Here is a 15,479-nt window from a genome sequence, read left to right on the forward strand (position 1 = left end):
CGAGCAGCCGTGTCAAGGCGGGAAAGCGTGCCTTGACACGGCTGGTCGGCGACTAAAGATCGGCTGTGGATCGGGGGCGGGGGAGGTCTGGTTGGAGTGGTCGGCTGCTTTGCGTTGCCGGGTGGCGGTTTGCTACGAGTAGATGGCTCGTTGTGCTGCTTGGATCGCACTTCCGTATAGGCCGCCGGTGATTCTGTTGCGCGCCAAGGCTGCTCGTGCTGCGTTGGCTCCTGGGGCGCCGTGCACCGCGCCTCCCGGGTGGGCCGAAGCTCCGGCCAGGTAGAGCCGATCGACTGGGGTGTCGGCCCGCGAAAGGCCTGGCACTGGGCGGAACACGAACTGCTGGTGGATCGCCGCTGTGCCGGCGTTGATCGCGCCCTGCACGAGGCTCGGGTTGAGCGCCTCCAGCTCCGCCGGCCCCTGCGGGCACCGCGCCTTGATCAGGCTTCGGAAGCCGGGTGCGCGGCGCTCGATGACCTCTTCCATCCGGTCGGCGTAGCGCTCCAGCCGGTCCCTGTCCCAACGCTCGCCGCGCGGGACGTGCGTGTACGCCCACACCGACTCGGTGCCCGCCGGGGAGCGGGACGGGTCCGTCGTCGTCATCTGGCCCAGCAACAGGAACGGCTGCTCGGGCACCCGGCTGCACGCCAGGTCCGCGCCGTACGCGGTCAGTCCATCGAGGTCCGCGTCCAGGTGCACCACGCCCGACCGGCGCGCCTCTTCGGCCGTCCACGGGATCTTCCCATCCAACGCCCAGTCGACCTTGATCGTCGCGTTGTCCCATTGGAAACGGTCCAGGTCGGACACCAACCTGCCGGGCAGGTGCTCCTCCCCGACCAGCTCCCGGTACAGCGCCGGGGCGGGCACGTCCGCCAGCACCGCCCGCTTGGCCCGCACCAGTTCACCGTGCTCGTCCCGCACACCCATCGCCCGGTTGCCCGCGATCAACACGTCCCGCACCCGGCGGTTGCACTCGACCCGGCCACCGCGATCCGCGAGACGGCGCACCAGCGCGGTGATGATCCGGTCCGCGCCGCCCTCCGGCACCGGGAAACCCACGTCCTGCCCTGCCATCCCCAGCAGCCACCCGAACACGCCGCTGCCCGCGTTGTCCGGACCGAGATCCGTGTGCAGGGCGTTGCCGGCGAACAACAACCGCGCGCCCTCGCCGTCGAACAGCTCCTCGCCCAGCCGCCGCACCGGCAGCGTCACCATCCGCACCAGCCGCAGGGTCTCCGCGACCCCGATCCGGCGCACCAGCCTCGACGCCGACCGCACCGGCGGGAACGGGCGCAGCACCGATTCCAGCAGGTCGTCCCGCACCCTCTGCCACTGCGCGAACGCGTCGCGCCAGGCGTCGCCGTCCTTGGCGGCGAACGTGGACACCGATGCGGCCGTCTCGTCGAGGTCCCGCGACAACGCCACGCACCGGTCGTCGTGCAGGACGTGGGCCAGCACCAGCGGCGCGTGCTTCCACACCAGGCCGTAGGAGTCCAGCCCCAGCTCACGCAGCACCGGCGACGCGTAACCGAGCGGGTAGAACGCGCTGCACAGGTCGCTGCGGAACCCGGGCGCGGTGACCTCGGCACTGCGCACCGCGCCGCCGGGCTCCGGCGCGGCTTCGAGCACGAGCACGCTCCACCCGGCGTCGGCGAGCACGTTCGCCGCCACGAGGCCGTTCTGGCCCGCCCCCACGACGACCGCGTCGACAGTTTCGGTCACGAAGCTCCCTTCTAGGCCTGCGTCTGACGACTGGGCCGCCCCAGCCTGATCCCAGCCAACCGCTGCAGCCACGATTCCGCACCCCGCGGCGCGAGCGGTCCACTGCCCGTACCGCTGCCGTCGCGCATCCCGGCGACCAGTTCGGCCAGCGCCTCCTTCGCGTCGTACCGCGGTTCCCAGCCGAGGTGGGCGCGGGCGCGAGTGGTGTCGATCAGCGGGGCCTTGTCGGCGAGGCTGAGCCAGCCCGGGTGCATCGGCTGCAACCCGAGCCGCCACGTCGGCAGGGCCAGGGTGGTGACCAGCCGCCGCGGCACCGGGACGCGGAAACCGCCGAACAGTTCGGCGAGGTCGTTGACGCCGAGCACCGGTTCGGAAGCGAGGTTGAAGGCACCCTCCGCGCGCTGGTCGAGCATGAGGCAGATCGCGTCGGCGACGTCGTCGGCGTGCACGACCTGGCCACGCAGACCACTCCACAGCGGCACCGGCAGCAGGCGGTTGCCGATCAACGCGGTGGGCAGGAGCGGGCTCAGCGTCCACCGCGCGAGCTGCGCACCGGAGTCGTACTGGGCGACGGCGCACGGCCGGAACACCGCGACCCGCACGTCCGGGTGCTGCCGGGCGAACAGTTCGACGAGGCGTTCCAGGCGCGCCTTGTCACGGCTGTAGGCGCTGCCCGGGACGCCGGTGCGCGGCCAGTCCTCGTCGACGCGGGTCCAGCGCGGGGCCGGGGTGTAGGCGGCGACGGAGGACGCGCAGACCAGCTGCGGCACCCCGGCCTCGGCGACGGCGGCCAGGACCTCCTGCGAACCCTCGATGTTGGTCCGGTTGCGGGGCGGCTCGTCGACACCCGGGTGGATGGCCCAGGCGAGGTGGACGACGGCGTCCGCGCCCGCGAAGACCTTCGGCAGGACGTCCGGGGCGGAGTCGGAGTCGAGGTCGCAGTCGACCCACTGGGCGCTGACATACGGTGGACGAGCGTCCGGAATCCGCCGCGCCAGCCCCACGACCTCCCAGTCCGGCCTGCGCGCGGCCGCGCGCAGGAACGCGGTGCCGATGCTGCCGGACGCCCCGGTGACCACGACCTTCATGCCGGACGTGTTCCACCAGGGCGGGTTCGCTAACCGCCGGGCACGGAACTTCTCAGTCCACCGGCAGGGCGGGCGCGTCCGGCGTCGCCACCGCCGCCAGCCGCGCGCGGACCGCCGTGCGGGCGTAGTCGTAGCGGGACGGGTCGTCGTGCAGGAGGGCGTCCTCGGCGGCGGCCCTGGTGAGCGCGTCCAGCTCGAAGGCCAGCTGCGCCGGGTCCACGTCCGGATCGATCTCGCCGAGCTCCTGCGCCTCGGCGATCGTCGTGCGGTACAGCGTCTGCCAGTCCCGCCGACCGGCGGCTATCGCGTCGCGCACGCGGCCGGGGCGCGCGTCGAACTCGGCCGCGGTCGCGACGAAGAAACACCCGCCCGCGAACACCGGCTGCCGCACGTACGCCAGCCACGACTCGGCCAGCGCCCACACCCGCCGCAGCCCCGCCGGCGCCTTCCGCGCGGGCTTCACGACCTTGCCGACGAACACCTCGACGGCCGCGCGCACCGTCGCCAGCTGCAGCTCCTCCTTCGAGCCGAACTGGGCGAACACCCCGCTCTTGCTCACGTCCAGCTCGGTCGCCAGCCGGCGCACGGACAGGCTCTCCAGCCCCTCCACGGAGGCGATGTCCATCGCCCGGTCCAGGATCGCGCGCCGCGAGCGCAGCCCGCGCTGCACCCGCTTGTCCACGTGCACGTCAGCCACCCGGCCAGTCTATCCCGGACAGCCGTCCACCGCCTGCTCGATTCCCTGCGGAGAATTGTCGTCTTCAACCGCGCGAACTTACCGTACGGGTGTCCACCAACTTAGAGGAGACGACATGCGAGCGGTACTGCAGCGGGCGTGGGGCGACCCGCTCGAAGTGGCCGAGGTGCCCGCACCGCGGCCCGCCCCCGGCGACGTCCTGGTCCGGGTCTTCGCGGCGGGCGTCAACCCCGTCGACCACTACACCGCGATCGGCCAGGCCTACAACATGGTCCTGTCGCTGCCCCACACCCACGGCTGGGACGTCGCGGGGGCGGTCGAGCAGGTCGGCTACGGCGTGACGCGGTTCGCGCCCGGCGACCGCGTCTACGGCATGCCGTGGTTCCCGCGCGCGGCGGGCGCGTTCGCCGACTACCTGACCGCCCCGGCCCGCCACCTCGCGCCGATGCCGGAGGGGCTCGGCTTCACCGACGCCGCCGCCCTGCCGCTCGCCGGGCTGACGGCGTGGCAGATCCTCACCGAAGTGGCCGGCGTGTCGGCCGGGCAACGTGTCCTGGTCTCGGGCGCGGCCGGCGGCGTCGGGCATCTCGCCGTGCAGATCGCCAAGGCCCGCGGCGCGTACGTGATCGGCACGGCGAGCCCGCCGAAGCACGAGTTCGTACGCGCGCTGGGCGCCGACGAGGTGACCGACCACCGGACCGGGCCGCCCGCGCGGGACGTGGACGTGGTGGTCCAGATGTTCGGCGGCGAGCACGGCCTGACCGCGCTGCGCGCCCTCCGGCCGGGCGGACTGCTGGTCAGCGGCCAGTCCGCGTGGACGCCGGGCCTGCACGAGCGCGCCGCGGAACTCGGCGTGCGCGCGGCCGGCTACCTCGTCGACCCGGACGCGGCCGGGCTCGCCGCGCTCACCGATCTGGTCCACAAGGGACAGTTGTCGCCGCACGTCAGCGAAACGTTCCCGCTTACCGAGGCCCAGCGCGCCTTGAGCCTGCTCGCCGAGGGCCGCACCACCGGCAAGGTCGTCCTGACCGTCACCGACTGAGGAGGAACCGTGGAAAGCACAGTCCGCGCCTACGCCGAAGCCAAGAGCCGCGCCGACACCGGCGCCGCGCTCGCCCGGTGCCACCCCGGCGTGGTCATCGAAACCGTCCCCTTCCGGGCCGTCGCGCACGGCACCGCGGAGGCCGAGCGCCAGTTCGCCGGGTTCTTCCGCGCGTTCCCCGACTACCGCGTGCGCGCCGACTACCTGCGCACGGCCGGGGACCTCGTGGTCTGCTCGGGCACGATCAGCGCCACGATGCGCGGCGCGCTGGCGGGGATCGAACCGACCGGGAAGTCGTTCGAGCTGCCGTTCGCCTGCCACTGGCAGGTGCGTGGCGGCCTGATCGCCCACGAGCGGTTCTTCTTCGACTTCCACTGGATGTGCGAGCAGCTGGGCCTGTCCACCGACGAGGCGGGCAAGCGGTTCACCGAGTGGCGGGAGGCGGCATGAGCACGTACGTCCTCGTGGCCGGCGCGTGGCACGGCGGCTGGTGCTGGGACCGCGTGGCGGCCCGGCTGCGCGAACGGGGTCACCGCGTGATCGCCCCGGACCTGCCGATGGACGCCGGCGCCGGCCTGCACACGCACGCCGCCGAGGTGGCCGCCCTGCTGACGGACCTGGACGACGTCGTGCTCGTCGGGCACAGCTACGCCGGTTTCGTCGTGCGGGAGGCCGCCGACCGCGTGCCGGAACGCGTCGCGCGGCTGGTGCTCGTCGACGCGTGGTTCGGCGGGGACGGCGAGTCGCTGGACAGCCGCGCGCCGGGGCGGTTCACCGAGTGGGTGGACTCGATGACGGTCGACGGGCTGATCGGCGTGCCACCCGCGGCGGCCGTCGGCGTCACCGACCCCGCCGACGTGAAGTGGCTGGAGGCGAACATGGCCCCGCACCCGCGCCGGTCGTTCGCCGAGCCGACGACGCTGACCGGCGCGGTCGAGTCCATCCCCTGCCACGCCGTGGTGTGCCTGGACAACGAGCGGATGCCGCTGGCCCGCCTGGCGCGGGAAGCCGGGTGGCCGGTCACCGGGCTGCGCACCGGCCACGAGTGCATGGTCACCGCGCCGGACGAGCTCGCCGGGGTGCTCCTGGAGGCGTCCACTCAGGACTGACCGGCGGAACCCGGTTCAGCCATCCGGCGGTGCATCGCCGCCTTCACCGTGTCCGGCACAGCCCGCGCCGCCGCGGCCTGGACCTTGTTGCGCGCCGAACCGGCGACCACCTTGTCCTTGCCTGCCATCATCGCGGCGAACCCCTGCTCGGCGACCTCCGCGGGATCGTCCTTGGGGCCCTGGGCGATCTTGGTGTCGGTCATCCCGGCCCGCTCGAAGAACTCGGTGTCCGTCGGCCCCGGCAGCAGGGCGGTGACCGTCACACCGCTGTCCTTCAGCTCCTCGCGCAACGCCTCGGCGAACGAGGCCAGGAACGCCTTGCTCGCACCGTAGACGGCCTGGAACGGCCCGGGGGTCATCGCCGCGACCGAGGACGTGAACAACACCCGGCCCGCCGCCTGCTCCACCATTCCCGGCAGCAGGCGGCGGGTCAGGTGCACGGCAGAGGTGACGTTCAGGTGGACCACGTTCAGCTCGTCACGCAGCGAGCCGTCCACGAACGCGCCGCCGACCCCGACCCCGGCGTTGACGGCCAGCGCGGCCAGCGGCCGGTCCACCGACGCAACCGCGGCGACCAGGTTCTCCACCCCGTCGTAACTCGCGAGATCGCCCCGCACGGCCAGGACCTGCGCGCCGAGCGCCAGCAACTCGCGCTGCGCGTCGTCCAGTTCCGCGTTCTCCGCGGCGATCACGAGGTCGTAGCCGTGCGAGGCGAACTGTTTCGCCAGCTCGCGCCCGATCCCGGTGGAGGCACCGGTGACGACCGCGAGCGGTCTGGTTCCTGTGTTCGTCATGGCGGGCGGTTACCCCGATCCGGGCCGCCCACTCGGGCTACGCGTTGCCGCGCGCCGCGCTGATGTCGCCGAGCGCCGACGACGGGTCGCGCTCGATCGCGGCGTCCCCGACCGACACGACGCCGACCGGCTGGTCGTGGTCGACCACCGCGATCCGCCGCACGGCGTGCTGCCGCATCCGCTGGATGGCGGCGTCCGCGGGCTCTTCCGGGCGCGCGGTGACCAGTTCGCCGCTGCACACCTCGCCGAGCGTGCAGCTCCGTGGGTCGTCCTTCTCCGCCAGCGCACGCACCACCAGGTCCCGGTCGGTGACGATTCCGGCCAGGCGGTCGCCGTCGCGCACCAGCACGTTCCCGATGTCCTTCTCCCGCATCGCCTGCGCGGCCTGCCGCACCGGGGTGTCCGCGGACAGCGTCACCGGGTTGCGGGTCATCACGTCGCGCACGAGCTGCGCCATCGGTTTCCGACCTCCTCGCAGTCGTTGTCACACCTTCACCACAGGCCGTTCCCCGATCGGGGCCGCCGAAACCGGCTACCGTGTGACGGAGAGCTCCACCGGATCGGAAGGACGTCCCGTGACCGAGGCCTGGCACCGCCCGTTGCGCCACATCAAGGGCGGCGAACTGACCGGCGACACCGCGCAGACCAGCGGCATGCGGCGGCTGGAGGCGGTGTCCGGCAAGACAGCAGGCTCGGAGAAGGTCTGGATGGGCGAGACGCACGTCGGCCCGCACACCAATTCGGGTGACCACCACCACGGCGAAGCCGAGACGGCGATCTACGTCAAGTCCGGGCACCCGGTGTTCGTGTTCGCCGACGGCGACGAGGAGATCCGGCTGGAGACCGAGCCGGGCGACTACATCTTCGTGCCGCCCTGGGTTCCGCACCGCGAGGAGAACCCCGGCGACGAAGACGCGGTCGTGATCATCGCGCGCAGCAGCCAGGAAGGCATCGTGGTCAACCTGCCGAGCCTGTGGGCGCAGGTGGACCGGCCGGATTCCTGACCGCGAGCCCGATCCCCACTTCTCCGGGCTCTGTTTGTCGCCGTCGCGGGGGCACGTATGATCCTGGCCAGCGTCAAGCAGCCGGCGCCCAACGCCGTCCGAACGGCGGACGGCACCACGAGGCGAAGGGCTTGACGATGAACGACCCCAGGCGGATACGTCCGCATTCATCCCCGCCGTGCTCGAACGTGCTGGGGGGCAGGCTCCGGTTCTGATCCACCCCGGATCCCGGATCACCCACCACATCACGGCACCCGTACACCGCCCGCGTTCCGCGCGGCGGTCCGGCGGTGTGCCCGGCAGCGCACTCGCGGAGAGAACCCACACATGACCAGATCCGAGCGGCCCGAGCCACTGGCCAGACTCGACGACGTCACCCTCGCACTGGAGAACCTGCGGCTCGGCATCGACGAAGAGGAGCCACTCGACGCGGTGCTGCGGCGGCTTGCGGAGACCGCCGTGAACGCGATCGCGGACGCCGACGCCGTCAGCGTCACGCTGCTCGACGACACCGGGCCGCGCACCGCGGCCACCACCGACAACCAGCTGACCGGGATCGACCAGGCCCAGTACGACGCGGGCGACGGCCCCTGCCTGCTGGCCGTCCGCACGCGCGAACCGGTCCGCGCGGTGTCCAAACCGGACAATGGGACCTGGCCCGAGTTCGCCGCCGCCGCGCAGGACCGCGGTGTCCTTGCGTTCCTGGCCGTGCCGCTGATGCTCGGCGCGGGCCGCGACGGCGACGAGCTCGTCGGCTCGCTGAACCTGTACAGCCGGGTGGATGGCGCGTTCGACCCGTTCGACCAGAAGCTGATGCGGTTGTTCACCGGCGCCGCCTCCGCGGCGATCAGCAACGCGCGCCGCTGGTACCACGCGCGCCAGCAGATCCGGCACCTGGAGAGCGCGCTCACCTCGCGCGCCGAGATCGACCAGGCGAAGGGGGTGCTGATGGCGGTGCACGGCATCAGCGCGAGCGAAGCCTTCGACCGGCTGGTGGACCAGTCGCAGCGGCAGAACATCAAACTCCGCCAGGTCGCCATCGACCTGCTGGAGTCCGTGCGCGCACGCTGACGCGCGGGCGGGCTCAGGCGCGGCGCATCGCGACCCGGGGCCAGCGGTCGAGTCCCCGCGCCGCCTCCGCCGCGCGGATCCGGCGCAGCCCGGGCGTCAGCTCGTGCCCGGCCAGGCGGACGAAGCCGCACCGCTCGTAGTACGGCGCGTTCCACGGCACGTCGGCGAACGTGGTCAGCGTCAGCGCCGGGAAACCCGCCCGCGCGGCCTCCTCGATCAGCGCCCGCCCGATCCCGCGCCGGGCCCGGGAGGCGTGCACCGACACCTGCTCGATGTGCAGGGCACCGTCCACCGGCGCCGCGACCAGGTACGCCACCGGTTCCGGGTCGTCGGCCACCCACGCGAAGGGGTAGCTCGCGAGCTCCAAGGGTGTCGGCAGCACGTCGTCGGCGATTTCGGGCATCCCGATGTCCCGGAAGCACTCGCCCGCCGACCGTTCGACCTCCGGCAGCCGGTCGAAATCGGCCGCGGTCGCAGTCCTGATGCGCATGCCGGACAGTGTGACCGGGTACCGCCACATCGATGGCACGAATTTTGTCCCCCTGGTACTGGTTGCGGCGGGCCGCGCGCTTCCCCGGACGGGAGCGCGAGGCCGTGCTGCAGGCGGTCAAGATGGCGCTCGCCGCGGTGCTCGCCTGGCTCGCCGCGCGCGTGGTCATCCCGTCGCCGCAGTCGTTCATGGCGCCGTACGCCGCCGTGTTCCTGATGACCGCGACGGTCTACCGCTCGCTCACCAACGCCGCGCAGCAGACCGCGGCGCTGCTGCTCGGGCTGGCCCTCGCCTACGCCGCCGCCCACCTGATACCGCAGCCGGCGCTGGCGCTCGCGGCCGCGGTGTTCGTCGGGATGCTGCTCGGCCAGTGGCACCGGTTCGGCGGCAGCGGCATCTGGGTCGGGGTGACCGCGCTGCTGATGATCTCCTACGGCACCGCAGGCAACCTGCTCTACCTGGCCGAACGCATGGGTGAGAGCCTGCTCGGCGCCGCGATCGGGGTGGTGGTGAACACGGTGGTCCTGCCGCCGGTGCACCTGCGCCACACGCGCGACGCGGTGACCGCGCTCGCGGCCGAGGTGCGCGACCTGTTGCAGTCGATCGCCGGCGACCTGCGCGACGACTGGGACACCGACACCGCCACCCGCTGGCTGCGGCACGCCCGCCGCCTCGATTCGACAGTGGTGCGGGCCGACGAGGCGGTCAGCTGGGGACGCGAGAGCGTGCGGTTCAACATCCGGTGGCTGGTGCACCGCCGCCGCGGGAGCCTGCCGCTGCCGTCGGCCTTCGAATCGCCGCTGAGCGTGCTCAAAGAGGTCTCCGAGCAGGTCAAGCGCATCACGGAGGCACTGGTGACCGCCGCCCAGCAGGACGAGGCCGACCCGGAGTTCACCGCGGAGTACGCGCGGTTGCTCGACCAGCTGGCCGGCGCGGTCGCGTGCCTGGACCAGAGCGACGACCGGCTCGCCGACCTGCCCGGCTACCTGGACGAACTGTCCGCACACCACCGTGAGCTGGACGGCAGGCTGCGGTTCGACCGGGTCACGACGGTGATGCGGCAAGCCGAGGACGCGGCGCTGCTCGCGGTGGCCCGCTCGGTGCGGGTGCTGGAGACGGCCGCGCCGCGCTGACCTGTTTGGGCTCGCCGCGGGCGGCAAGCCCACAGGCGGGAAAGGAGGGACGCCGATGAACCGCACCACGACCCGGGAGAGCCTGGAGGCCGCGCTGCAGGACCTGGATTTCCCGGCGGAGAAGCCGCGGATCCTGGAGTGCGCGGAACGCAACGGCGCCGACGACGACACGGCCGCCGCGCTGCGCGCGATCCCGCCGGTGAGCTACGGCAGCTGGACCGAGCTGATCTCGGCCGCCCGCGTGGAGTCCGACGACGACCGGGGCTGAGGTCGCGGTGGCGCGGCCGCGCGCCGCGCCACGGCGCAGCTCCCCGGACGGCGGTGCACCGGCTCACCGGTCGGCGAACGCGCGGCCCACCGCCCGGCCACCGCGCCGAGGCACCGCCCGCCGAGCACCCCGGCTCGCCGTGCCGCGAACGCCCAGGCCCGACCCCCCACAAGCGCGCCCGCCCACCGCGTCGAGGCACCGCGTCGAGGCACCGCCCGACAAGCGCCCTGGCTCACCACCCCGCGAATACCGGCCCAACGCCCCACGCGCGCCCCGGCTAGCCACCCGGCCACCGCGCCGAGGCACCGCCCGGCAAGCGCCCCGGCTCACCACCCCGCCACCGCGCCGACACACGGCTGGCCCCGCCAAGCAACCGGCTCGCCGCCCCACGAACGCCCAGGCCCAACCCCCCACAAGCGCGCCCGCCCACCGCCCGGCCACCGCGTCGAGGCACCGCCCGACAAGCGCCCTGGCTCACCACCCCGCGAACCCTCGGCCCAACGCCCCACGCGCGCCCCGGCTCACCACCCGGCCACCGCACCGACGCACCGCCCGGCAAGCACCCCGGCCCACCGCCCGGCCGCCGCGCCGACGAGCCGCCCAGGCAAGCGCCCTGGCCCAACGCCCCGCGAGCACCCCGGCTCACCACCCGGCCACCGCACCGATGCACCGCCCCGCGAGCGCGCCGGCTCACCACCCGGCCCCCGCCTCGGCTCACCGCCCCGCCACCACCCCGGCTCCCCGCCCAGCGAGTGCCCAGGCCCAACCCCCGCGAGCACCCCGGCTCACCACCCGGCCCCCGCACCGACGCACCGCCCCGCGAGCACCCCGGGTCACCGGCCGGCGAGCAGCTCCTCCAGCTCCCCCAGCACGTCTTCGACCGGGACCGTCGCCACAAACGAGTCGTCGTGCTCGCAGCGGGGCAGGTCCTCGCGCGTGCAGTCGACGCCGCACACCGGGCAGTTCGCCGTCCACGAGATCAGCACCCGGTGCCGCGACCGGCCGAGCGGCCCCGCGTTCACCACGTTGCCCATCCAGTAGACGCTGACCGTCGGCGCGCCGACCGCCGCCGCCAGGTGCCGCGGGCCGCTGTCGTTGCCGGCGAACGCCGAGCACCGGTCCAGCACCCCCACCAGCGCGGACATGCTCAGCGACGTCAGCGCGCGCACCGGCGGCCCGGCAAGTCCGGCCACCCGCTCGACCAGTTCACGTTCGTCCGGCGCCCCGATCACCACCACACCGCGCCCGCCCGCCGCGAGCTTGGCCGCGATCTCGGCGAACCGCTCCGCGGGCCACCGGCGGCGCGGGTCACCGGCGCCGGGGTGCACCACGACCAGCGGCTCCGGCAGTCCCTCCAGCACCTGGTCCGCCGCCGCGCGATCGGCGTCGGTCACCGTGATGGACGGTTCCAGCTCCACCGGCCGCGCCCCGGCCAGCCCGGCGACCTCCAGCGCGCGCAGCACCTCGTGCTGGTAGTACCGGAACGGCAGCCACCGGTCGGCCTCCCCGGCGTCCGGCGTCCGCGCGCCGACCAGGTACCGCGGTTCCAGCCTGCGCAGGAACGGATTGGAGTTGCGCCCGCCGCCGTGCAGCTGCACGGCCAGGTCGACCGGCTTCAGCGCGTCGAACCAGGCCTGCTGCTCCGCCGCGTCGAACGGCTTCCCGGCCGGCTCGTGCACGTTCTCGTACGGCGGCATCGGACGCACCTCGGTCACCGGCGACGGGCGCCCGGCGAACAGCTCACGGTGCAGTTCCGTGCCCAGCAACACGATCTCGGCGTCCGGGTAGGCCGCCCGCAGCGCGGCCATCGCCGGCACCGCGAACAGCAGATCCCCCAGACCACCACCGCGCAGCACGGCGATCCTGCGCACGTCCGGCCACTTCGCTTCGATCGGGCCGACCGCGGGCCCTGCGTCGGAATTCACCACGCGCTCAAGGTGCCCGTTTCCGCAGGCAGCAAACGGAAATGTTTGTTCGCCCAAGATCCGGCTACTGGTGGAGCAGGAGAAGGAGTGGAGGTGGACATGGCAGGCGAGACCAAGGACGTGGCCCCCATCACGCCGGACCTCGTCCGGCTGCTGTCGGAGACCGCGCCCACGGTCGTGGTGCTCGGCGACGCGATCCTCGACGTGTGGCTGTCCGGCCACTGCGAGCGAATCTGCCGCGAGGCCCCGGCGCCCGTCGTCGACGTGGGCGCGCGCGCCCTGTCGCCCGGCGGGGCGGCGAACACCGCGGCGAACCTCGCCGCGCTCGGCGCGCGGGCCCGGTTCGTCAGCGTCGTCGGCGACGACGAACCCGGCCGGGAACTGGCCGCGCTGCTGGACTCCCACGGCGTCGACACCGAGAACCTGCTCACCGCGCCGTCGCGGCGCAGCACCAGCAAGCAGCGCGTGGTCGCCGACGACCAGGTGCTGCTGCGGTTCGACGAGGGCGACCGCGACGACCTGCCCGCGGTGCAGACCAACCGCCTCACCAAGGCACTGGAAAAGGCGCTCGCCGGCGCGGACGCGCTGATGGTGTGCGACTACGGCAACGGCCTCCTCGGCAAACCGCTGCGGGACGCGGTGGCGCGGCTGCGGGCGGACATCCCGCTGCTGGTCGTCGACGCACACGACTTCGAGCACTGGCAGCAGGCCCGGCCCGACCTCGTCACCCCGAACGCCGCGGAGGCGGCGAACCTGCTCGGCGCCGACCTGCCGGAGCCGGGCGAGGAACGCGCGCGCCTGTTCGAGGACGAGCGGCGGACACTGCTCGACAAGACCGGCGCCGCGGCCGCGGTCGTGACGATGGACCGGCACGGCGCGATGCTGCTCACCGGCGAGGGCCGCGGCTACCGCACGTGGGCCGATCCCGCGCCGGAAAGCCAGGCCAGCGGCGCCGGCGACACGTTCGCGGCGGCGCTCGTGCTGGCGCGGGCCGCCGACCTGCCGACCACGAGCTGCATGGAGCTGGCGCAGGCGGCGGCGAACGTCGTGGTGCACCAGGACGGCACCGCGATCTGCACCCAGGCGCAGCTGTCCTTGGCGCTGAGCCGGGAACGTGAGGCCGCGGTGCCCGCCGCCGAACTCGCCCGCGCGGTCGCCGCGCACCGCGAGGCCGGGCGACGGGTGGTGTTCACCAACGGCTGCTTCGACGTGCTGCATCGCGGGCACATCACCTACCTCAACGAGGCCAAGCGGCTCGGCGACGTGCTGATCGTCGCGGTCAACTCCGACGAGAGCGTGCGACGGCTCAAGGGCCCGGACCGGCCGGTGAACACCGCGCAGGACCGCGCCGCGGTGCTGTCCGCGCTCAGCTGCGTGGACCACGTGGCGGTGTTCGACGAGGACACCCCGGTCGAGCTGCTGAAGCAGCTGGAGCCGCAGCTCTACGTCAAGGGCGGCGACTACACCGAGAACATGCTGCCGGAGGCGCCGACCGTGCGGTCCTACGGCGGCGAGGTCCGCGTGCTCGGGTACGTCGCCGACCACTCGACGACGTCGGTGATCGAGAAGATCCGCACTTCCGCGCCGGTCGGGGAGGGCGCGTGAGGGTCGACGTCCTCATCCCCACCCGCAACCGCCCCGCCGAACTCGCCGTCACGCTCTCCGGTTTGGCCGCGCAGGACTTCCCGGACTTCGCGGTGCACGTGGCCGACCAGTCCGACGGGGACGCGTCCTACGAGTCCCCGGCCGCCGAGGCGATGGTCCGGGTGCTGCGGCACCAGGGCCACCCGGTCCAGCTGAGCCGGAACCTGCCCCGGCGCGGGCTGGCGCAGCAGCGCAACCACCTGCTGGACCAATCCAAAGCGGACTACGTCTTGTTCCTCGACGACGACGTGTGGCTCGAACCCGGCGCGATCACCCGCCTGCACTCGGCGATCAGCGAGCTGGGCTGCGGGATGGTCGGCAACGCCGTCACCGGACTGTCCTATCTGGACGACCGGCGGCCGCACGAGCTGGAGCCGTACGAAGAGTGGGAGGACAGGCCGGAGCCGGAACAGATCACGCCCGGCACGCGCGAATGGCAGCGCTGGACCCTGCACAACGCGGCCAACCCGACCCACCTGTCGGAGCGGGTCCGGCACCGTCCGAAGTGGACCGCGTACAAGGTCGCCTGGGTCGGCGGTTGCGTGATGTTCGACCGCGAGGCGCTGGTCAACGTCGGCGGGTTCGAGTTCTGGCAGGAACTGCCGCCGGAGCACTGCGGCGAGGACGTGCTGGCGCAGATGAAGGTCGCCGCCAAGTACGGCGCGGCGGGCATCCTGCCCACCGGGGCCGTGCACCTGGAGTCACCGACTACGGTGGTGAACCGGGACACCGAAGCCTACGACGTCGTTCCCCCGTGAGGATCATGACCGAGCCCGTTTCCCAGCAGCGCCTCCGGCTCCGGGACGAGTTCCTGGGCCGGGCGGCGGACGAGTTGTTCAAGTACGACGAGCGGTTGCGTGGACTCGACCTGGAGGTCCGCTTCGACCGCGGAGTCGCGCACCTGACCGGCGAGGTCGGCGAGCGGGCGCACCTGGACACCGCGCGTGAGCTGATCGGGAGGCTGGACGGGGTGTTCGGCGTGTGGGACCGCGTCCGGGTCGGCGGGCGGGACCCGCTGATCCTCGACCTCGGCTGCGGCGGCCAGAAGCAGTACCCGGGCAACCTCGGCGTGGACCTGATGACCACCGGTGAGGTGGACGTGGTCGCCGACCTGTCCGGGCCGCTGCCGTTCGCGGACTCGTGCGCGGACCGGGTGTTCCTGGTGCACATCCTGGAGCACCTGATCGACTTCCTGCCGCTGGTGGACGAGGTGCACCGGGTGCTGCGCCCGGACGGCATCGCCTACGTGCTGTCACCGTGGTGGCGCTACGTGAACGCGGTGGCCGACCCGACGCACGTGCGAATGCTGGACGTGCAGACGATCAAGGGCATCTGCCGCAGGCCCGGCTCGCCGCGCACCTGGTTCCCGCTGCACGCGGGCTGTGACGGGGCCAGCATCTTCGCCGAGCTGCGGCCGGTCAAGGACGGTTCGGCGGAGGCGCCGGGCGCGGCGCACCTCGCCCGGTTCTTCGACTAGTGACCTGACTCGCAC

General features: G+C 73.1%; 17 protein-coding genes. 10 read left to right on the top strand and 7 right to left on the bottom strand.

Going from position 1 to position 15,479, the window contains the following annotated elements; genetic code table 11:
• Positions 1–132: 132 nt before the first annotated feature.
• From ABZ215_RS15710 to ABZ215_RS15720, 3 genes are read right to left on the bottom strand one after another with little or no spacing between them, the layout of a single operon-like run.
• The gene (locus ABZ215_RS15710) at positions 133–1,722 is read right to left on the bottom strand and encodes an NAD(P)/FAD-dependent oxidoreductase (protein ID WP_354950077.1); all 1,590 of its coding nucleotides are present in this window, start codon (positions 1,720–1,722) and stop codon (positions 133–135) included.
• 11 nt (positions 1,723–1,733) lie between these two features.
• Positions 1,734–2,810: an NAD-dependent epimerase/dehydratase family protein gene (locus tag ABZ215_RS15715; protein WP_354950078.1), complete on the bottom strand. Its 1,077-nt coding sequence runs from the start codon at positions 2,808–2,810 to the stop codon at positions 1,734–1,736.
• Positions 2,811–2,862: 52 nt separating this feature from the next.
• The gene (locus tag ABZ215_RS15720; protein WP_020422982.1) at positions 2,863–3,507 is read right to left on the bottom strand and encodes a TetR/AcrR family transcriptional regulator; all 645 of its coding nucleotides are present in this window, start codon (positions 3,505–3,507) and stop codon (positions 2,863–2,865) included.
• Positions 3,508–3,622: 115 nt separating this feature from the next.
• Between ABZ215_RS15720 and ABZ215_RS15725 the strand changes: the two genes are divergently transcribed.
• The 3 genes from ABZ215_RS15725 to ABZ215_RS15735 are packed head-to-tail and all read left to right on the top strand — an operon-like array spanning position 3,623 to position 5,658.
• Positions 3,623–4,549 carry an NADP-dependent oxidoreductase gene (locus ABZ215_RS15725; protein ID WP_354950079.1) on the top strand — a complete coding sequence of 309 codons (927 nt, stop codon included), beginning with the start codon at positions 3,623–3,625 and terminating at the stop codon, positions 4,547–4,549.
• Between the two features lie 9 nt (positions 4,550–4,558).
• The gene (locus tag ABZ215_RS15730; protein ID WP_354950080.1) at positions 4,559–4,999 is read left to right on the top strand and encodes an ester cyclase; all 441 of its coding nucleotides are present in this window, start codon (positions 4,559–4,561) and stop codon (positions 4,997–4,999) included.
• Positions 4,996–5,658, top strand: coding sequence for an alpha/beta hydrolase family protein (locus ABZ215_RS15735; protein ID WP_354950081.1), 663 nt, complete (start codon positions 4,996–4,998; stop codon positions 5,656–5,658). The genes ABZ215_RS15730 and ABZ215_RS15735 overlap by 4 nt, the downstream gene beginning before the upstream one ends.
• On the opposite strand, the gene ABZ215_RS15740 is transcribed toward ABZ215_RS15735, so the two are convergent.
• Both ABZ215_RS15740 and ABZ215_RS15745 read right to left on the bottom strand, forming a co-directional pair.
• Positions 5,649–6,452 carry an SDR family NAD(P)-dependent oxidoreductase gene (locus ABZ215_RS15740; RefSeq protein WP_354711871.1) on the bottom strand — a complete coding sequence of 268 codons (804 nt, stop codon included), beginning with the start codon at positions 6,450–6,452 and terminating at the stop codon, positions 5,649–5,651. The two genes, ABZ215_RS15735 and ABZ215_RS15740, sit on opposite strands and share 10 nt — an antisense overlap.
• 37 nt (positions 6,453–6,489) lie before the next feature.
• Positions 6,490–6,909 (bottom strand): CBS domain-containing protein, encoded by a 420-nt coding sequence (locus ABZ215_RS15745; RefSeq protein WP_354711870.1) that lies wholly within the window; start codon positions 6,907–6,909, stop codon positions 6,490–6,492.
• Positions 6,910–7,027: 118 nt separating this feature from the next.
• Between ABZ215_RS15745 and ABZ215_RS15750 the strand changes: the two genes are divergently transcribed.
• Both ABZ215_RS15750 and ABZ215_RS15755 read left to right on the top strand, forming a co-directional pair.
• Positions 7,028–7,456, top strand: a complete 429-nt coding sequence (locus tag ABZ215_RS15750) for a cupin domain-containing protein (protein WP_020422988.1) — start codon at positions 7,028–7,030, stop codon at positions 7,454–7,456.
• A 327-nt stretch (positions 7,457–7,783) separates the two neighbouring features.
• Positions 7,784–8,527: a GAF and ANTAR domain-containing protein gene (locus ABZ215_RS15755; RefSeq protein WP_354711869.1), complete on the top strand. Its 744-nt coding sequence runs from the start codon at positions 7,784–7,786 to the stop codon at positions 8,525–8,527.
• A gap of 13 nt (positions 8,528–8,540) precedes the next feature.
• On the opposite strand, the gene ABZ215_RS15760 is transcribed toward ABZ215_RS15755, so the two are convergent.
• Positions 8,541–9,017: a GNAT family N-acetyltransferase gene (locus ABZ215_RS15760; protein ID WP_354950082.1), complete on the bottom strand. Its 477-nt coding sequence runs from the start codon at positions 9,015–9,017 to the stop codon at positions 8,541–8,543.
• 32 nt (positions 9,018–9,049) lie between these two features.
• Here ABZ215_RS15760 and ABZ215_RS15765 point away from each other — a divergent pair, with 32 nt between their 5' ends.
• Both ABZ215_RS15765 and ABZ215_RS15770 read left to right on the top strand, forming a co-directional pair.
• The gene (locus tag ABZ215_RS15765) at positions 9,050–10,150 is read left to right on the top strand and encodes an FUSC family protein (RefSeq protein ID WP_354950083.1); all 1,101 of its coding nucleotides are present in this window, start codon (positions 9,050–9,052) and stop codon (positions 10,148–10,150) included.
• Positions 10,151–10,205: 55 nt separating this feature from the next.
• Positions 10,206–10,418 (top strand): DUF2795 domain-containing protein, encoded by a 213-nt coding sequence (locus ABZ215_RS15770; RefSeq protein ID WP_354950084.1) that lies wholly within the window; start codon positions 10,206–10,208, stop codon positions 10,416–10,418.
• 833 nt (positions 10,419–11,251) lie between these two features.
• Here ABZ215_RS15770 and ABZ215_RS15775 read toward each other — a convergent pair.
• Positions 11,252–12,346: a glycosyltransferase family 9 protein gene (locus ABZ215_RS15775; protein WP_354711864.1), complete on the bottom strand. Its 1,095-nt coding sequence runs from the start codon at positions 12,344–12,346 to the stop codon at positions 11,252–11,254.
• Between the two features lie 96 nt (positions 12,347–12,442).
• Here ABZ215_RS15775 and rfaE2 point away from each other — a divergent pair, with 96 nt between their 5' ends.
• The 3 genes from rfaE2 to ABZ215_RS15790 are packed head-to-tail and all read left to right on the top strand — an operon-like array spanning position 12,443 to position 15,464.
• Positions 12,443–13,948, top strand: coding sequence for a D-glycero-beta-D-manno-heptose 1-phosphate adenylyltransferase (rfaE2, locus tag ABZ215_RS15780; protein WP_354950085.1), 1,506 nt, complete (start codon positions 12,443–12,445; stop codon positions 13,946–13,948).
• Positions 13,945–14,745, top strand: a complete 801-nt coding sequence (locus tag ABZ215_RS15785; RefSeq protein WP_354950086.1) for a glycosyltransferase family 2 protein — start codon at positions 13,945–13,947, stop codon at positions 14,743–14,745. Before rfaE2 ends, ABZ215_RS15785 begins: the two co-directional genes overlap by 4 nt.
• Before the next feature lie 5 nt (positions 14,746–14,750).
• Complete coding sequence (locus ABZ215_RS15790; protein WP_354950087.1) at positions 14,751–15,464, top strand: methyltransferase domain-containing protein; 714 nt, start codon at positions 14,751–14,753, stop codon at positions 15,462–15,464.
• The last annotated feature ends 15 nt before the right edge of the window (positions 15,465–15,479 follow it).

The sequence above is a fragment of the Amycolatopsis sp. NPDC006131 genome (assembly GCF_040614175.1).
In the GTDB taxonomy this organism is placed as follows: domain Bacteria; phylum Actinomycetota; class Actinomycetes; order Mycobacteriales; family Pseudonocardiaceae; genus Amycolatopsis_E; species Amycolatopsis_E tucumanensis.